The sequence below is a fragment of the Streptomyces sp. NPDC051576 genome (genome assembly GCF_040681835.1).
GTDB lineage: Bacteria > Actinomycetota > Actinomycetes > Streptomycetales > Streptomycetaceae > Streptomyces.
Genome location: NZ_JBFAZO010000014.1, coordinates 155,089 through 168,070, shown reverse-complemented (window position 1 = coordinate 168,070; position 12,982 = coordinate 155,089). Strand labels below are relative to the sequence as shown.

Sequence of the window (12,982 nt, the reverse complement as noted above, 5' to 3'; positions counted from 1 at the left end):
CGACCGCCGCCGGCGCAGGTGCCTCGACTCGACACCGGCCGGCCGATACGGAGCCTCTCGGTCCCCGAACGCCGCGCGGAGACCGGCCAACTGCGGGCGCCGGGCCCCAACAGGGCCGGATCCGGGGCCGGTTCGGCACCGGGGCCGTGGCGCTGCCCTGGGCCAGGGCGGTCCGACCAGCACCGTGACTGTCCGGCGCCGCCCGTGCGCCCCCGCACGTACGGACGACTTTCACACGGGCGCCACCAGACCCTTCCCTGACGTTTGTTGCTCTTGGAACACTCGCACCGCGCGCATTTCGCCATGTTCCGGCCGGCCGCGCGTCAGGATGAGAGGTGCCTCACCCATGTCCGAAGTCAATCGGCGTCGCTTTCTCCAACTCGCGGGTGCCACCACGGCGTTCACGGCACTGTCGAACAGCATCGAGCGTGCCGCCGCGCTCCCCGCGAACCACCGATCAGGGAGCATCGAGGACGTCGAGCACATCGTCGTCCTGATGCAGGAGAACCGCTCCTTCGACCACTACTTCGGGTCGCTCAGAGGCGTCCGGGGCTTCGGCGACCCCCGTCCGGTCGTGACCCGGCAGGACGGCAAACCGGTCTGGTACCAGTCGGACGGGACCAAGGACCTCCTCCCCTTCCGCCCCGAGGCCGACGACCTGGGCCTGCAGTTCATCCAGGACCTCCCGCACGGCTGGAACGACGGACACGCCGCGTTCGACGGCGGCAAGTACGACAAGTGGGTGCCGTCCAAGGGCTCCACGACGATGGCGTACCTGACGCGCGAGGACATCCCCTTCCACTACGCGCTCGCCGACTCCTTCACCGTCTGCGACGCGTACCACTGCTCGTTCATCGGCTCCACCGACCCCAACCGCTACTACATGTGGACGGGTTACACCGGCAACGACGGCCAGGGCGGCGGCCCCGTCCTCGGCAACGACGAAGCCGGCTACAGCTGGACGACGTACCCCGAGCGCCTCGAAAAGGCAGGGGTCTCCTGGAAGATCTACCAGGACGTCGGCGACGGCCTCGACGCGGCCGGCGGCTGGGGCTGGATCCAGGACGCCTACCGCGGCAACTACGGCGACAACTCGCTCCTCTACTTCAAGCAGTACCAGAACGCCCAGCCCGGCGACCCGCTCTACGAGAAGGCCCGCACCGGCACCGACGCCACCAAGGGCGAGGGCTTCTTCGACCGGTTGAAGGCCGACGTCAAGGGCGGCACGCTGCCGGAGATCTCCTGGGTCGTCGCCCCCGAGGCCTTCACCGAGCACCCCAACTGGCCCGCGAACTACGGCGCCTGGTACGTCGCCCAGGTCCTGGACGCGCTGACCTCCGACCCCGAGGTGTGGGCCAAGACGGCCCTGTTCATCACCTACGACGAGAACGACGGCTTCTTCGACCACCTGCTACCGCCGTTCGCCCCGGGCTCGGCCTCGCAGGGCAAGTCGACCGTCGACGTCGGCCCCGACCTCTTCAAGGGCGACGCCAGCCACCCGGCCGGTCCCTACGGACTGGGCCAGCGCGTGCCGATGATCGTCGTCTCGCCCTGGAGCAAGGGCGGTTACGTCTGCTCGGAGACCTTCGACCACACCTCGGTCATCCGGTTCATGGAGCGCCGCTTCGGTGTGCACGAGCCCAACATCTCGCCCTGGCGGCGCGCGATCTGCGGCGACCTGACCACCGCCTTCGACTTCTCGCACAAGGACACCAAGCCGGTTCCCCTGCCCGCCACCGACGGCTACCAGCCGCCGGACAAGAACCGGCACCCCGACTATGTGCCGACCCCGCCCGCCAACCCGGTGCTCCCCAAGCAGGAGCGCGGACTGCGCCCCGCCCGGCCGCTCAAGTACGCGCCCACGGTGGACGGTTCGGCGGACACCGGGGCCGGCACGTTCACGCTCGCCTTCGCCTCCGGCGCGAAGGCCGGCGCCAACTTCCTGGTCACCTCCGGCAACCGCACGGACGGGCCCTGGAGTTACACCACCGAGGCCGGCAAGAAGGTCTCGGACGCCTGGAACTCGGCGTACTCGAACGGCTCCCACGACCTGACCGTGCACGGCCCCAACGGCTTCCTGCGCGTCTTCAAGAACCCCGGCAAGAAGGCCGGCCCCGAGGTCACCGCCCGCGACTGCGGCGACGACGTCGAGCTGACCTTCACCAACAAGGGCTCCGGCACGGTGCAGTTGAAGGTCACCAGCGGCTACGGCGGCCGTGACCGGACCTTCAAGGTGCGGGCCGGCGCCACCGTACGGCACACCTTCGACCTCGGCGCGAGCAAGCGGTGGTACGACCTGACGGTCACCTCCGACGCCGACGCGGGCTTCCTGCGGCGATTCGCCGGACATGTCGAGAACGGCCGTCCGGGGGTCAGCGACCCGGCGTTCGGTACCGCGTAAGGGCTTTCGTGACGCCGGTTGTTTTCCGGGGCACTCGCGGTAGTGTGCCCCGGTGACCACGCATTCGAACACACCTGCAGGCTGGTACCCGGATCCGCACGGAGCGCCCCAGACCCTCCGCTACTGGGACGGCGCGAAGTGGACCGACCACACCAACGCGGACCAGCAGGGGCAGGGCGCCCAGCAGGCGCCGCCGCAGGCCGTGCCGCAGCAGGCGGCCGGTCCGGACCCGCGCGTCCAGCAGCAGGTGCAGCAGCAGGCCGGGGTCGCCGCGGGCGGCCCCGGCGGCGGCAGCCTGTTCAACGAGCCGGTCCTCGTGGTGAACCAGAAGGCCAAGCTGATCGAGCTGACCAACGAGTACAAGGTCATGGATCAGAACGGCAATCTGATCGGTTCGGTCACCGAGATCGGCCAGAGCACGCTGAAGAAGGCGCTGCGCTTCGTCTCCAGCATCGACCAGTTCATGACCCACAAGCTGGAGATCCGCGACGCCCACGGGCAGCCGCAGTTGGTGCTGACCCGGCCGGCGAAGATCATGAAGTCCAAGGTGATCGTGTCCCGTCCGGACGGCTCGCCGGTGGGCGAGATCGTCCAGCAGAACATGATCGGGAAGATCAACTTCGCGATGACCGCGAACGGCCGGCAGGTCGGCGCGATCAAGGCGGAGAACTGGCGGGCGTGGAACTTCGCGATCGTCGACCACGCGGACAACGAGGTCGCCCGGATCACCAAGACCTGGGAAGGCCTCGCCAAGACGATGTTCACCACCGCGGACAACTACGTCCTGCAGATCCACTACCAGCTGCCCGAGCCGCTGCTGAGCCTGGTGGTGGCGACGGCGCTGACCGTCGACACCGCCCTCAAGCAGGACTCGCGGGGCCTCGGCTGACCTCGCTCAGAGCGCGGTGAGATGCCCCGGCGCGGACTTCCGGTCCGGCTGCCGGGGCAGCAACGCCGGTTCCGCGGAGGCCGATTCGGGCTCCAGCGCCAGTACGGCGGCCACGGGATGTTCGTGGTCGCCGTATTCGGGTGTCAGGGGTGCCACGGGGACCACCCGGGTCAGCAGCACCACACCCCACGAGGCGAGCCCGGCCCCCGCCAGCGCGAGGAGGATGCCGGCCGCGCCGCCCTGGAGGCGTTCGCCCAGCAGCGCGAGGCCGATCGCGGCGGCGGCCACCGGGTTGGCCAGCGTCACCACCGCGAGCGGGGCGCCGAGTCCGCCCCGGTAGGCGGTCTGCGAGAGCAGCAGCCCGCCCGCCGCGAACAACGCGACCAGCAGCGCGACCCCGACCACCTGCATGCTCAGCAGCGGGCCCGAGCGGTCCGTCGCCGCGACCGTCACGGTCTGGGTGAGCGCGGAGGCGACACCCGAGGCGACCCCGGACGCCGAAGCGTGCCGTAGCCCCGGCCGTGCGCCGCGCCGTGCCAGCACCCCGATCAGCGCGGCCGTCGTACCCGCGACCGCCAACGCCTGCGGAACGCTGAGGACTTGGTCGGGCTGCGGCCCGGACGCCGTGACCAGCAGAGCGGAGAGTCCCAGCAGGGTCAGGGCGGTGCCGCGCCACTCCACCGGGCTGACCCGCCGCCCGGCCACCCGCGCGCCCATCGGGACGGCGGCGACGAGGGTGAGCGCGCCCAGCGGCTGCACAACGGTCAGCGGGCCGTAGTTGAGGGCCACGACGTGCAGCAGCGCGGCCGACGCGTTCAGGACGACCGTCCACCACCAGGCTCCCGTGGCGAGCAGTCGCATCATGCCCGCGTCGGAGTTGCGGGCGGCCAGTCGTTCCTGGGCCACGGCCGCGGCGGCGTAGGCGACGGCCGAGAAGAGGGAGAGGGCGACGGCGACGAGGGTGGCGTTCATCGGCCGGCTCCGACGAGTACCGGCTGCTTCTCGGGGGCGAGCTCCGGCTGACCGCGGCCGGCCGTCGTCGCCGTCCGGTGCGGCGGGTGGATGAGCGCGAGGGCGGCGCCGAGCATGGCGGCGGCCACGATCGCGTCCAGCCAGTAGTGGTTCGCGGTGCCCACGATCACCAGCAGCGTGAGCAGCGGATGCAGCAGCCACAGCCAGCGCCAGCGCGAGCGGGTCGCCACGATCAGGCCGATCGCCACCATCAGCGCCCAGCCGAAGTGCAGCGAGGGCATCGCCGCGAACTGGTTCGAGAGGTGGTCGCTGGTCGGCGGGCCGTAGACCGAGGGGCCGTAGACCTTGGCGGTGTCGACCAGGCCGGTCGCGGCCAGCATCCGCGGGGGCGCGAGCGGGAACACGAAGGGCAGGACGAGGGCGGCCGAGGTGACCGTCGCCAGGACCCGGCGGGCCCAGACGTAGTGCGCGGGGCGCCGCAGGTACAGCCAGACCAGGCAGGCCACGGTGGCCGGGAAGTGGACCGTCGCGTAGAAGGTGTTCGCGAGGTGCACGAGGGTGTCGCTGTGCAGCAGCACCGACTGCACCGAGCCCTCGCCGGGGATGTGCAGGGTCCGCTCCAGGTCCCAGACGCGGCGGGCGTTGTGCAGGGCCTCACCGGTGTGGCCGGTCGCCAGTTGGCGGCCGAGCTTGTAGACGAGGAAGAGCCCCGCGACGAGCAGGAGCTCACGGACGAGCGGAGGCCGCGCTATCGCGCCGGTCTCCTTCTCTGCAGGCTCGGTTCGGGCATTCATCCCCCGGCCCCTTCGCTGATGGTGGTGCGTGTGGTGGTGCTGGCAGGGCTTGTGACCCTTCCGGCGGACCGAATTCATCGGTACGAGTTCGTTCCGATACGCCAGTGTACCGATACGAGCGGGTACCGATACGGTGGAGTACCGGTACACTGGCGTATCGATAGCGAAACGAGACACACTGGAGAGCGGGCCCCCGGGCCGCGGAACCGAGCGAGGAGAAGAGCCCATGACGTCGCAGGCTGAGGACGGACCGGACACGGTCGCCGCCTCGCGCCGCTCCAAGATCACGCCCGAGCGTGAGCGGGAGTTCTTCGACGCCGTGCTCGAACAGATAAGAGAATGCGGCTACGACTCCGTCAGCATGGAGGGCGTCGCCACCAGCACCCGGTGCAGCAAGTCCACGCTGTACCGGCAGTGGGGGACCAAGCCCCAGTTCGTCGCCGCCGCGCTCCGCGCCAACCGCCGGGTGCACTTCACCGGCATCGACACCGGATCCCTCGCGGAGGACCTGCGCCAGGCAGCGCGGGCCGCGGGCGCCTGGTCGGCGAAGGACACCAAACTGGTCTCGGCGCTCGGGCACGCCGTCACCCAGGACAGCGAACTCGCCGAAGCGCTCCGCGAGGCACTCGTCCACCCCGAGATCACCGCGCTGGAGGACATCCTGCGGCGCGGAGTGGAACGCGGCGAGATCCCGGCCGACCACCCGGCTCTGCCGTACGTCCCGGCCCAGATCTTCGGCGTCCTGCGGGCCCGTCCCGTCCTGGAGGGCTGCTACGCCGACCCCGACTACCTCGTCAAATTCGTGGAGGCCGCGGTGCTACCCGCACTCGGACTCACCTGAGAATCAGGCCGCCGTCCCTGGGATGACTGGACGGTGACCTGTTCGCGCCGCACCGTGGGGACGGGGGCGGCGCGCACCCCCCGGCCGGGTGGGGTTCCTCTTGAGCGGAGAGGCGCCCCACCCGGCCGACTGTGTGCGGGGAGGATCAGATCGTCTGGCCGTCGCCGCCGCCCGAGGCCACCTTGATGCCCGAGGTGATCTCGTCGATGACGGACTGCTTCTGGCCGACGTCGACACCGAAGCGGACCACGACGATCTGACTGGCGCTGGCCGGCGACGGGAACGCGAGCGACTCGACATAGCCGTCGGCGCCCTTGCTCGTCACCGCCTTCCAGCGGACCAGGTAGCCCTTCTGCCCGGCCACCGTCACGGCCTTGGACGCCAGCACCTGGTGCGAGGTGATGCTGCCGTAGGTCGTACCGCCGTAGGACTCCTTGGCGTTGGCGGCGATGTCCGCCTTCGCGACCGCCTCGGCGGTGGAGCCCTTCGTGCCCAGCACCACCGCGGGCGCCGAGTACGCGCCGCCGTTGGTGCAGGTCTGCGCGGTGTTGCCGGGGCACTTGTACGAGGTGTTCGACGACACCTGCGCGCCGACCTGGATGACCTGTCCGTACCAGTCGGACGGCACGGGAAGGCTGATGCCGTCGAGGGAGTCGGTCACCTTGCCGCCCGCCTCGACCTTCGGCTGCGCGGACTGGCTGGGCGCGGGCGTCGCACCACCCGTGCCACCGGACCCGCCCGTCCCGCCGGACCCGCCGAAGGGATCGCTCTGGCCACCCGTACCGCCCTGTCCCTCCGGGCCGCCCTGTCCGCCGAAGCCGCCCTGGCCGTTGGGCGCCTGCTGCGTGCCGGCCTGGTCGCCGTTCCCGCTGCCGTTGTCGGACAGCGCGTACGCACCGACACCGATGGCCGCGAGCACCGCGACCGCCGCCGCCACGGCTATGCCCGTGCGCAGATTGCGGCGCGGGGCGGCCGGGGGCAGCGCGGGATACGCCGGGTAGGCCCCGGCGGCGGGCGGTTCCGTCGGGGGACCCCATTCGGCGGCCGACCCGGCGGGGCGGGTCTGGTCCGTCCAAGCCTTGCCGTCCCACCAGCGCTCGGTGGAAGGACCGTCATTCGTCTGCCCGGGATCGGGGTACCACCCGGGGGGAGTCACCTGCGTCATGTACCTACCGTATGAGGCGTCGGTGAAAGCGGGATGAGAGGATCCGGTCCGAATCGGCCGGAGGGGGCGGAGCGGCGCCCGGAGAGGCACGGCGGGCGGGCGCTGGCCCGGTCCTCGTCGTCCTGGCCCGTTGGCTTCCCGCCTGTTTGCGGCCGTGCTCGATTACCGGCGCCGGTCCTGCGCGGCTGCCCCGGCCGGTTATCTCAATGCGAGCCGTGTCGGCGCTTGTTCTGCCGTCGTGGCGGGGCGCTGGTCTGGTCTTCGGCGTTCTGGCCGGTCGGCTTCCTGCGTGTTTACGGCCGTGCTCGTTCACCGGCACCGGTCTCACCCCGGCCGCCCCGCCCGTCACCCCAACACGAGCCGCACCGGCGCCTGTTCCGTCGTCGTGGCGGGGCGCTGGCCCGGCCCTCGGCGTCCGGGCCGGTCGGCTTCGCGCCTGTTTGCGGCCGTGCTCGTTCACCGGTACCGGTCCTACCCGGCTGCCGCGTGACCGCAATACGAGCCGCTGCGGCGCCTGTTCCGTCGTCGTGGCGGGGCGCTGGCCTGGTCCTCGGCGTCCCGGCCCGTCGGCTCCCTGCCTGTTCCCGGCCGCGCTCGATCACCCGTACCGGTCCCACCCGCCCGTCACCCCAACACGAGCCGCACCGGCGCCCGTTCCGCCGCCGGGGGCAACCGCAGTCCGCGTCGCCCCGGTGTCACCGAGCCCAGCACGCTCGGATGCCGGGCGCCCGTGCTCGTCGGGACGGTGCCCGGTAGGCCGTGGGCCGTCAGGAAGCCGAGGACGGCGAAGGCGTAGGCCTCCTTCGCGGTGGACGGCAGGCCCAGTTCGTCGGAGGTGCGCAGGGGGATGTCCGGGAGTTCGGCGGCGAGGAGGTCCATCAGGACCGGGTTGCGGGTGCCGCCGCCCGAGGCGATCACCTCCGTCGCGGCCACCGACCGGACCGCGTCCGCGACCGTGCGGGCCGTGAGCAGGGTGAGGGTCGCGACGACGTCCTCGGCGGACAGGGTCCCTAGGCCGGCCAGCGCGTCCCGCAGATAGCCGAGGTGGAACAGTTCCTTGCCGGTCGTCCTCGGGGCGGGCAGCGCGTAGTACGGCTCCTTCAACAGCCGGTCCAGCAGCGGCTGTTGGACCGTTCCGCGGGCGGCGAGGGCGCCCTCCTCGTCGTACGCGAGACGCCCGCCGCTGAACCCCCGGGCCGCCGCGTCGATCAGCGCGCACGCCGGTCCGGTGTCGAAGGCCGTCCCGTCGGGCGCGGTGAGGTTGGCGATCCCGCCGAGGTTGAGCGCGACCGGGGTGCCCGGACGGCCGCGCAGCCACAGCAGGTCCACCAGGCTGACCAGCGGCGCGCCCTGGCCCCCGGCGGCGATGTCGCGCGGCCGGAAGTCGGCGACCACCGGCAGCCCGGTCGCCTCGGCGATCCAGGCCGGCTGCCCCAGTTGCAGCGTGCCGCGCACCGTGCCGCCCTCCACCCAGTGGTAGACGGTCTGTCCGTGCGAGGCCACCAACTCGGCCCGCCCGTCGCACAGTTCGACGTTCGCCCGGACGGCCGCCGCGGCGAAGGCCTGCCCGATCCGGGTGTCCAGCCGGCACACCTCGGCCAGGGTGGTGGCCGTCGGCGGCAGCGCCGCCGCGAGCGCGTCGCGCACCTCGTCGTCGTAGGCCTCGCTCACCATCCCGAGCGGCTCCAGTACGACACTGTCACCGACGAGGCTCAGCCCGGCCGCCGCCGCGTCGATCGCGTCGTACGACGTCCCGGACATCAGCCCGATCACCCGCATCCGTGTCCTCCCGACCCGCCTGTCCCACCGGGCGCTTGCCCACCGTCAGCGCGAGCACACTCACCGCGCAGGCCGCCGCCGCGTAGTACGCGGGGATGTCCGCGTTCCCGGTCCGCTCCGCGCTCCTGGTGATGATGAGCCCCGCACAGCCCGAGAAGACCGCATTGGACAGGGCGTAGGCGAGTCCCAGACCGGTGTGGCGCACGCTCGTCGGGAACAGTTCGGAGAGCATCGCCGGGCCGGGCCCCGCCATCAGCCCGACCACCGCACCCGCCCCGAACACCCCGACACCCATCACCGCGTCCGAAGTCCCGCCGTCCTGAAGGAGGTTGAGCAGGGGCACGGAAAGGACCACGACCAGCACGGCCCCCGTCACCATCACCGGCCGCCGCCCCACCCGGTCGCTCAGCAGCCCGGCCGGCAGGACGGCGACCGCGAAACCCGCGTTGGCCAGGACCGTCGCGAGCAGCGCCTGCCGGAAACTCGCGCCGAGCGTGCTCTGCAGATACGACGGCAGCACGACGAGGAAGGTGTAACCGGCCGCCGCCCACCCCATCACCCGCCCGGCGCCCAGCGCGATCGCCGCCCTGACCTCACGCGCGGGCGGCACCACCCGCACCGGCCCGTTCCGGAACGACGGCGTCTCCTCCAGCCGCAGCCGGAGCCACAGCGCCCCGAGTCCCATCGGCAACGCCAGCAGGAACGGCAACCGCCAGCCCCAGTCGCCCAGTTGGACGGGATCGAGGACGGTCGCGAGCAGCGCCGCCACGCCCGCTCCGCCCAACAGCCCCAGCGCCACGGTGAACGACTGCCACGCCCCGTACAGCCCATGCCGGCCCGGCGGAGCGAACTCCGTCAGCACCGACACCGCGCCCCCGAACTCCCCACCCGCGGACAGCCCCTGAACGACCCTCAGAAACGTGAGCAGCCAGGGCGCGAGGGCACCGGCCGTCGCATACGTCGGCAGCACGCCGATCAGCGTCGTCGCGCCGGTCATCAGCGCGATCACCAGGATCAGCACCGGACGCCGGCCCACCCGGTCGCCGAGCCGGCCGTACAGGGCGGCGCCGAGAGGCCGGAAGAAGAACGCCAGCGCGAACGCGGCGTACGTCCTCACCAGGCCCTCGGCGGCGCCCCCGCCCGCCGGGGTGAAGAACCGCGCCGCGATCACCGTCGCGAAGTAGCCGTAGACACCGAACTCGTACCACTCGATGAAATTGCCCACCGACCCCGCGATCAGAGCCCTTACCCCAGACCTGTCCGGGACGGGCCGGAACCGATCGGAAAACACCTTCATTTCAACGCCTCTTGACCGTTCGTCATATCCGCGAGCCCCGCCGGGCGGCCCGCGTCACCCGTTGCGGCAACAGGTGCCCGGACCGGCCTTCACATCGGCATCCGGACGGCTACGCTCAAGGTCCGTACGTCGTTCGGCCTACTGGGGAGGTTTCGGGATGACGGAGGAACGGCCTGCGGACGCCGCCTCGGCCTCCCTGTGGGAGCGCGAGGAGGAAGTCGCCGGCGTGGCGGAGGCGATCGACGCCCTGTGCGCGGACGAGTCGTCCTCGGGCAGGCTGCTGCTGGTCCGCGGCGAGGCGGGACTCGGCAAGACCGCGCTCCTGGCGGAGGCCCGACGCGTCGCCGAGGCGCGCGGCTGCCAGGTCTGGCAGGCCCGCGGCGGCGAGACCCTCAAGTCCGTCCCCTTCAATGTCGTCCGGCAGTTGCTGCAGCCCGCCCTGATCTCGCTGATGCCCGAGGAGATCCGCGAGTACCTCGGCGACTGGTTCGACATCGCGGGACCCGCCCTCGGCGTCACGGAACCGGGCGAGCGGCAGGCCGACCCGCAGGGCGTGTGCGACGGTCTGGTCGCCGCGATGAGCCGGCTCTCCAAGCGCTACTGGCCGCTGGTCCTGCTGATCGACGACGCCCACTGGGCCGACCAGGAGACCCTGCGCTGGCTCGCCGCGTTCGCCGAGCGCCTCGACGACCTGTCCGTCCTGGTCGTGGTCGCCCGCAGGCCCGGCGAGGTCAGCGGCGAGAGCGCCCAGTACCTGGAGGCGATCGCCGCCACCGCCGGCCATGCCATCACCGACGTGAACGCCCTGACCCCGGCCGCGACGGCCGGGCTCACCCGCGCCACCGTCGGCCCGCACGCCGACGCGGCTTTCTGCCGCGAGGTGTGGGCGGTCACCGACGGCAACCCCTACGAAACCGTGGAACTCCTCGCCAAGGTCCAGGACAGCGCCCTCGAACCCGTCGAGGCCTCGGCCGCCGAACTGCGCGCCCTGAACCGCTCCGCACGCGGCCGCGGACTGGTCGCCCGCCTCGACGACCTGGGCGCCGAGGCCCGCCGGTTCGCCTGGGCCGCCGCCATCCTCGGCACCGGCATCTCCGTGAAGCTGGTGGCCAGGCTCGCCACCATGGGCAGCGACGAGGCGGAGCGCTGCGCCGATCTGCTGCGCAGCGCCCGCATCCTCACCGCACCCGACCCGGCCGCGTCCCAGGCCGACGCCGGCGAGCTGGAGTTCGTCCACCCGCTGATCGCCAGCGCCGTCTACGACTCGATTCCGGGCGGATGGCGTACGGCCATGCACGGCATCGCCGCCCAGGTCGTCACCGACTCCGGACTGGGCGCCGCCTCCGCCTCACGGCATCTCCTCCAGGTGCACCCGGACGACGACCAGGAACTCGTCGAGTCAACTGCGCGAGGCCGCCCGGGAACACCTCTCCATCGGCGCCCCCGACGCCGCCCGCCGCTGTCTGGAACGGGCCCTGGTGGAGCCGCCCCTTCCCGAGGTCCACGCGCACGTGCTCTACGAACTCGGCTGCGCCACCCTGCTGACCGCGCCCGCCGTCACCATCGGCCATCTGCAGACCGCGCTCGGCATGCCGGGGCTGGACGGTCAGGCGCGCGTGGACGCCGTCCTGCGGCTGTCCCAGGCGCTGGTCCACAACGACCAACTGGAGGTGGCCGTCCGCACGGTCGAGGCGGAGGCCGCCCGGCACGAACCGGGCGTCGCCAAGATGCGGTTGCAGGCCGTGCAGTACATGTGGGAGGGCGTCCACGCGGGCGAGGCCGGCCTGCCCGGTCGCTCCGAGCGCCTCGCCGCCCTCGCCCGTACCTGCACCGGCCGCGACAACTCCGAGCGGGCGCTGCTGATCCTGCGCGGTTTCGACGCCATGGCCCACGGCGAGAACGCCGAGGAGGTCGTCGAATTCTGCGACCGCGCCCTCGTCAACGGACGGCTCGCGCCCGGGCTCGGCTGGACGGACAGCGAGTGGGGCGTCGAGATGCTCCTGATGCTGACCGCCTCGTACGCCTACACGGACCGCCTGGACCGCGCGGAGAGCCTGTACAACGAGGCCCTGCGTGCCTACGAGTCCGCTCGATGGAGCGGCGGCCATCTGTCCCTGGCCCAGGCCTACGTCGGTCTCGGACACCGCAGGCGCGGACGTCTCCGCGAGGCGGAGGCCGTGCTGCGCGAGTCGCTTGAGGTCGCCGAGCGGGTCGGCCGCGGACTGCCCGTGTACTGGTCGGCGGCCTGCAACCTCGTCGACACGCTGCTCGCCCGCGGTCATGTCGACGAGGCCTGGGCGACCGCGGAGCAGTACGGTTTCGCACCGCCCTACCCGTCCACCATCGTGCTGCCCGACCTCCGCTGCGTGCGCGGCCGGCTGCTGCTCGCCGTCGGCCGGAAGAAGGAGGGCATCAACGAACTGGAGCAGGCCGCGAAGGCGGCGACCGTACGTGGCCACCACAACCCGGTGACGGTCCCGTGGGCCGTGGACCTCGCCCGGGCGCTCGCCACCGAGGACCCGACCCGCGCCGCCCAACTCGCCTCCGACGCCCGCCGCCAGGCCGAGCGCTTCGGCACCGACACCGCGATCGGCGAGGCTCTGCGCTGCGCCGCCGCGCTGGAGACGGGGCAGCGCGCGGTACGGCTCGCCGGGCAGGCCGCCACGTATCTGGAGTCCTCACCCTGCCAGTACGAACACGCGGCGGCACGGGTCGAGTACGGCATCGCGGCGAGGTCGGTGTCCGAGATCAAGAGGGGTCTGACGCTGGCCCGTTCGTGCGGGGCGGACGGGTTGGTGGCGCAGGCGCTGGAGGTTCTGGAGACGGGCCGGGGCCTGCGCTGAC

The 12,982-nt window shown here is 72.1% G+C and carries 8 protein-coding genes and 1 pseudogene; 4 read left to right on the top strand and 5 right to left on the bottom strand.

Annotation, left to right across the window (positions count from 1 at the left end):
• Positions 1-346: 346 nt before the first annotated feature.
• Together AB0M63_RS37940 and AB0M63_RS37935 are read left to right on the top strand one after the other, a co-directional pair.
• A complete protein-coding gene (locus tag AB0M63_RS37940) occupies positions 347-2,401 on the top strand; it encodes a phosphocholine-specific phospholipase C (RefSeq protein WP_366022550.1) in 2,055 nt (684 codons plus the stop codon).
• Positions 2,402-2,453: 52 nt separating this feature from the next.
• Complete coding sequence (locus AB0M63_RS37935) at positions 2,454-3,290, top strand: phospholipid scramblase-related protein (RefSeq protein WP_366022549.1); 837 nt, start codon at positions 2,454-2,456, stop codon at positions 3,288-3,290.
• A gap of 6 nt (positions 3,291-3,296) precedes the next feature.
• Here AB0M63_RS37935 and AB0M63_RS37930 read toward each other — a convergent pair whose 3' ends face one another.
• Both AB0M63_RS37930 and AB0M63_RS37925 read right to left on the bottom strand, forming a co-directional pair.
• On the bottom strand, positions 3,297-4,262 hold the full coding sequence (locus AB0M63_RS37930; protein ID WP_355919726.1) for a hypothetical protein: 966 nt from the start codon (positions 4,260-4,262) through the stop codon (positions 3,297-3,299).
• A complete protein-coding gene (locus AB0M63_RS37925; protein ID WP_355919723.1) occupies positions 4,259-5,056 on the bottom strand; it encodes a phosphatase PAP2 family protein in 798 nt (265 codons plus the stop codon). The genes AB0M63_RS37930 and AB0M63_RS37925 overlap by 4 nt, the downstream gene beginning before the upstream one ends.
• Positions 5,057-5,282: 226 nt before the next feature.
• Here AB0M63_RS37925 and AB0M63_RS37920 point away from each other — a divergent pair, with 226 nt between their 5' ends.
• Complete coding sequence (locus tag AB0M63_RS37920) at positions 5,283-5,897, top strand: TetR/AcrR family transcriptional regulator C-terminal ligand-binding domain-containing protein (RefSeq protein WP_355919720.1); 615 nt, start codon at positions 5,283-5,285, stop codon at positions 5,895-5,897.
• A 145-nt stretch (positions 5,898-6,042) separates the two neighbouring features.
• Here the strand turns inward: AB0M63_RS37920 and AB0M63_RS37915 are convergent, their stop codons facing one another.
• The 3 genes from AB0M63_RS37915 to AB0M63_RS37905 all read right to left on the bottom strand — a co-directional run bounded on the left by AB0M63_RS37915 (position 6,043) and on the right by AB0M63_RS37905 (position 10,138).
• Positions 6,043-7,062 carry a DUF2510 domain-containing protein gene (locus AB0M63_RS37915; protein WP_355919717.1) on the bottom strand — a complete coding sequence of 340 codons (1,020 nt, stop codon included), beginning with the start codon at positions 7,060-7,062 and terminating at the stop codon, positions 6,043-6,045.
• A 624-nt stretch (positions 7,063-7,686) separates the two neighbouring features.
• The gene (locus AB0M63_RS37910; protein WP_366022548.1) at positions 7,687-8,841 is read right to left on the bottom strand and encodes an anhydro-N-acetylmuramic acid kinase; all 1,155 of its coding nucleotides are present in this window, start codon (positions 8,839-8,841) and stop codon (positions 7,687-7,689) included.
• Positions 8,762-10,138: an MFS transporter gene (locus tag AB0M63_RS37905; protein ID WP_366022547.1), complete on the bottom strand. Its 1,377-nt coding sequence runs from the start codon at positions 10,136-10,138 to the stop codon at positions 8,762-8,764. The genes AB0M63_RS37910 and AB0M63_RS37905 overlap by 80 nt, the downstream gene beginning before the upstream one ends.
• A 157-nt stretch (positions 10,139-10,295) precedes the next feature.
• On the opposite strand from AB0M63_RS37905, the pseudogene AB0M63_RS37900 reads away from it, so the two are divergent.
• Positions 10,296-12,981: pseudogene (locus AB0M63_RS37900) on the top strand (AAA family ATPase).
• Position 12,982: the final 1 nt, after the last annotated feature.

Bases quoted from the DNA above. Each gene is read 5' to 3' on its own strand.
- AB0M63_RS37910 (WP_366022548.1), bottom strand. From the start codon at position 8,841: ATGCGGGTGATCGGGCTGATGTCCGGGACGTCGTACGACGCGATCGAC.
- AB0M63_RS37905 (WP_366022547.1), bottom strand. From the start codon at position 10,138: ATGAAGGTGTTTTCCGATCGGTTCCGGCCCGTCCCGGACAGGTCTGGG.
- AB0M63_RS37940 (WP_366022550.1), top strand. From the start codon at position 347: ATGTCCGAAGTCAATCGGCGTCGCTTTCTCCAACTCGCGGGTGCCACC.
- AB0M63_RS37930 (WP_355919726.1), bottom strand. From the start codon at position 4,262: ATGAACGCCACCCTCGTCGCCGTCGCCCTCTCCCTCTTCTCGGCCGTC.
- AB0M63_RS37925 (WP_355919723.1), bottom strand. From the start codon at position 5,056: ATGAATGCCCGAACCGAGCCTGCAGAGAAGGAGACCGGCGCGATAGCG.
- AB0M63_RS37915 (WP_355919717.1), bottom strand. From the start codon at position 7,062: ATGACGCAGGTGACTCCCCCCGGGTGGTACCCCGATCCCGGGCAGACG.
- AB0M63_RS37920 (WP_355919720.1), top strand. From the start codon at position 5,283: ATGACGTCGCAGGCTGAGGACGGACCGGACACGGTCGCCGCCTCGCGC.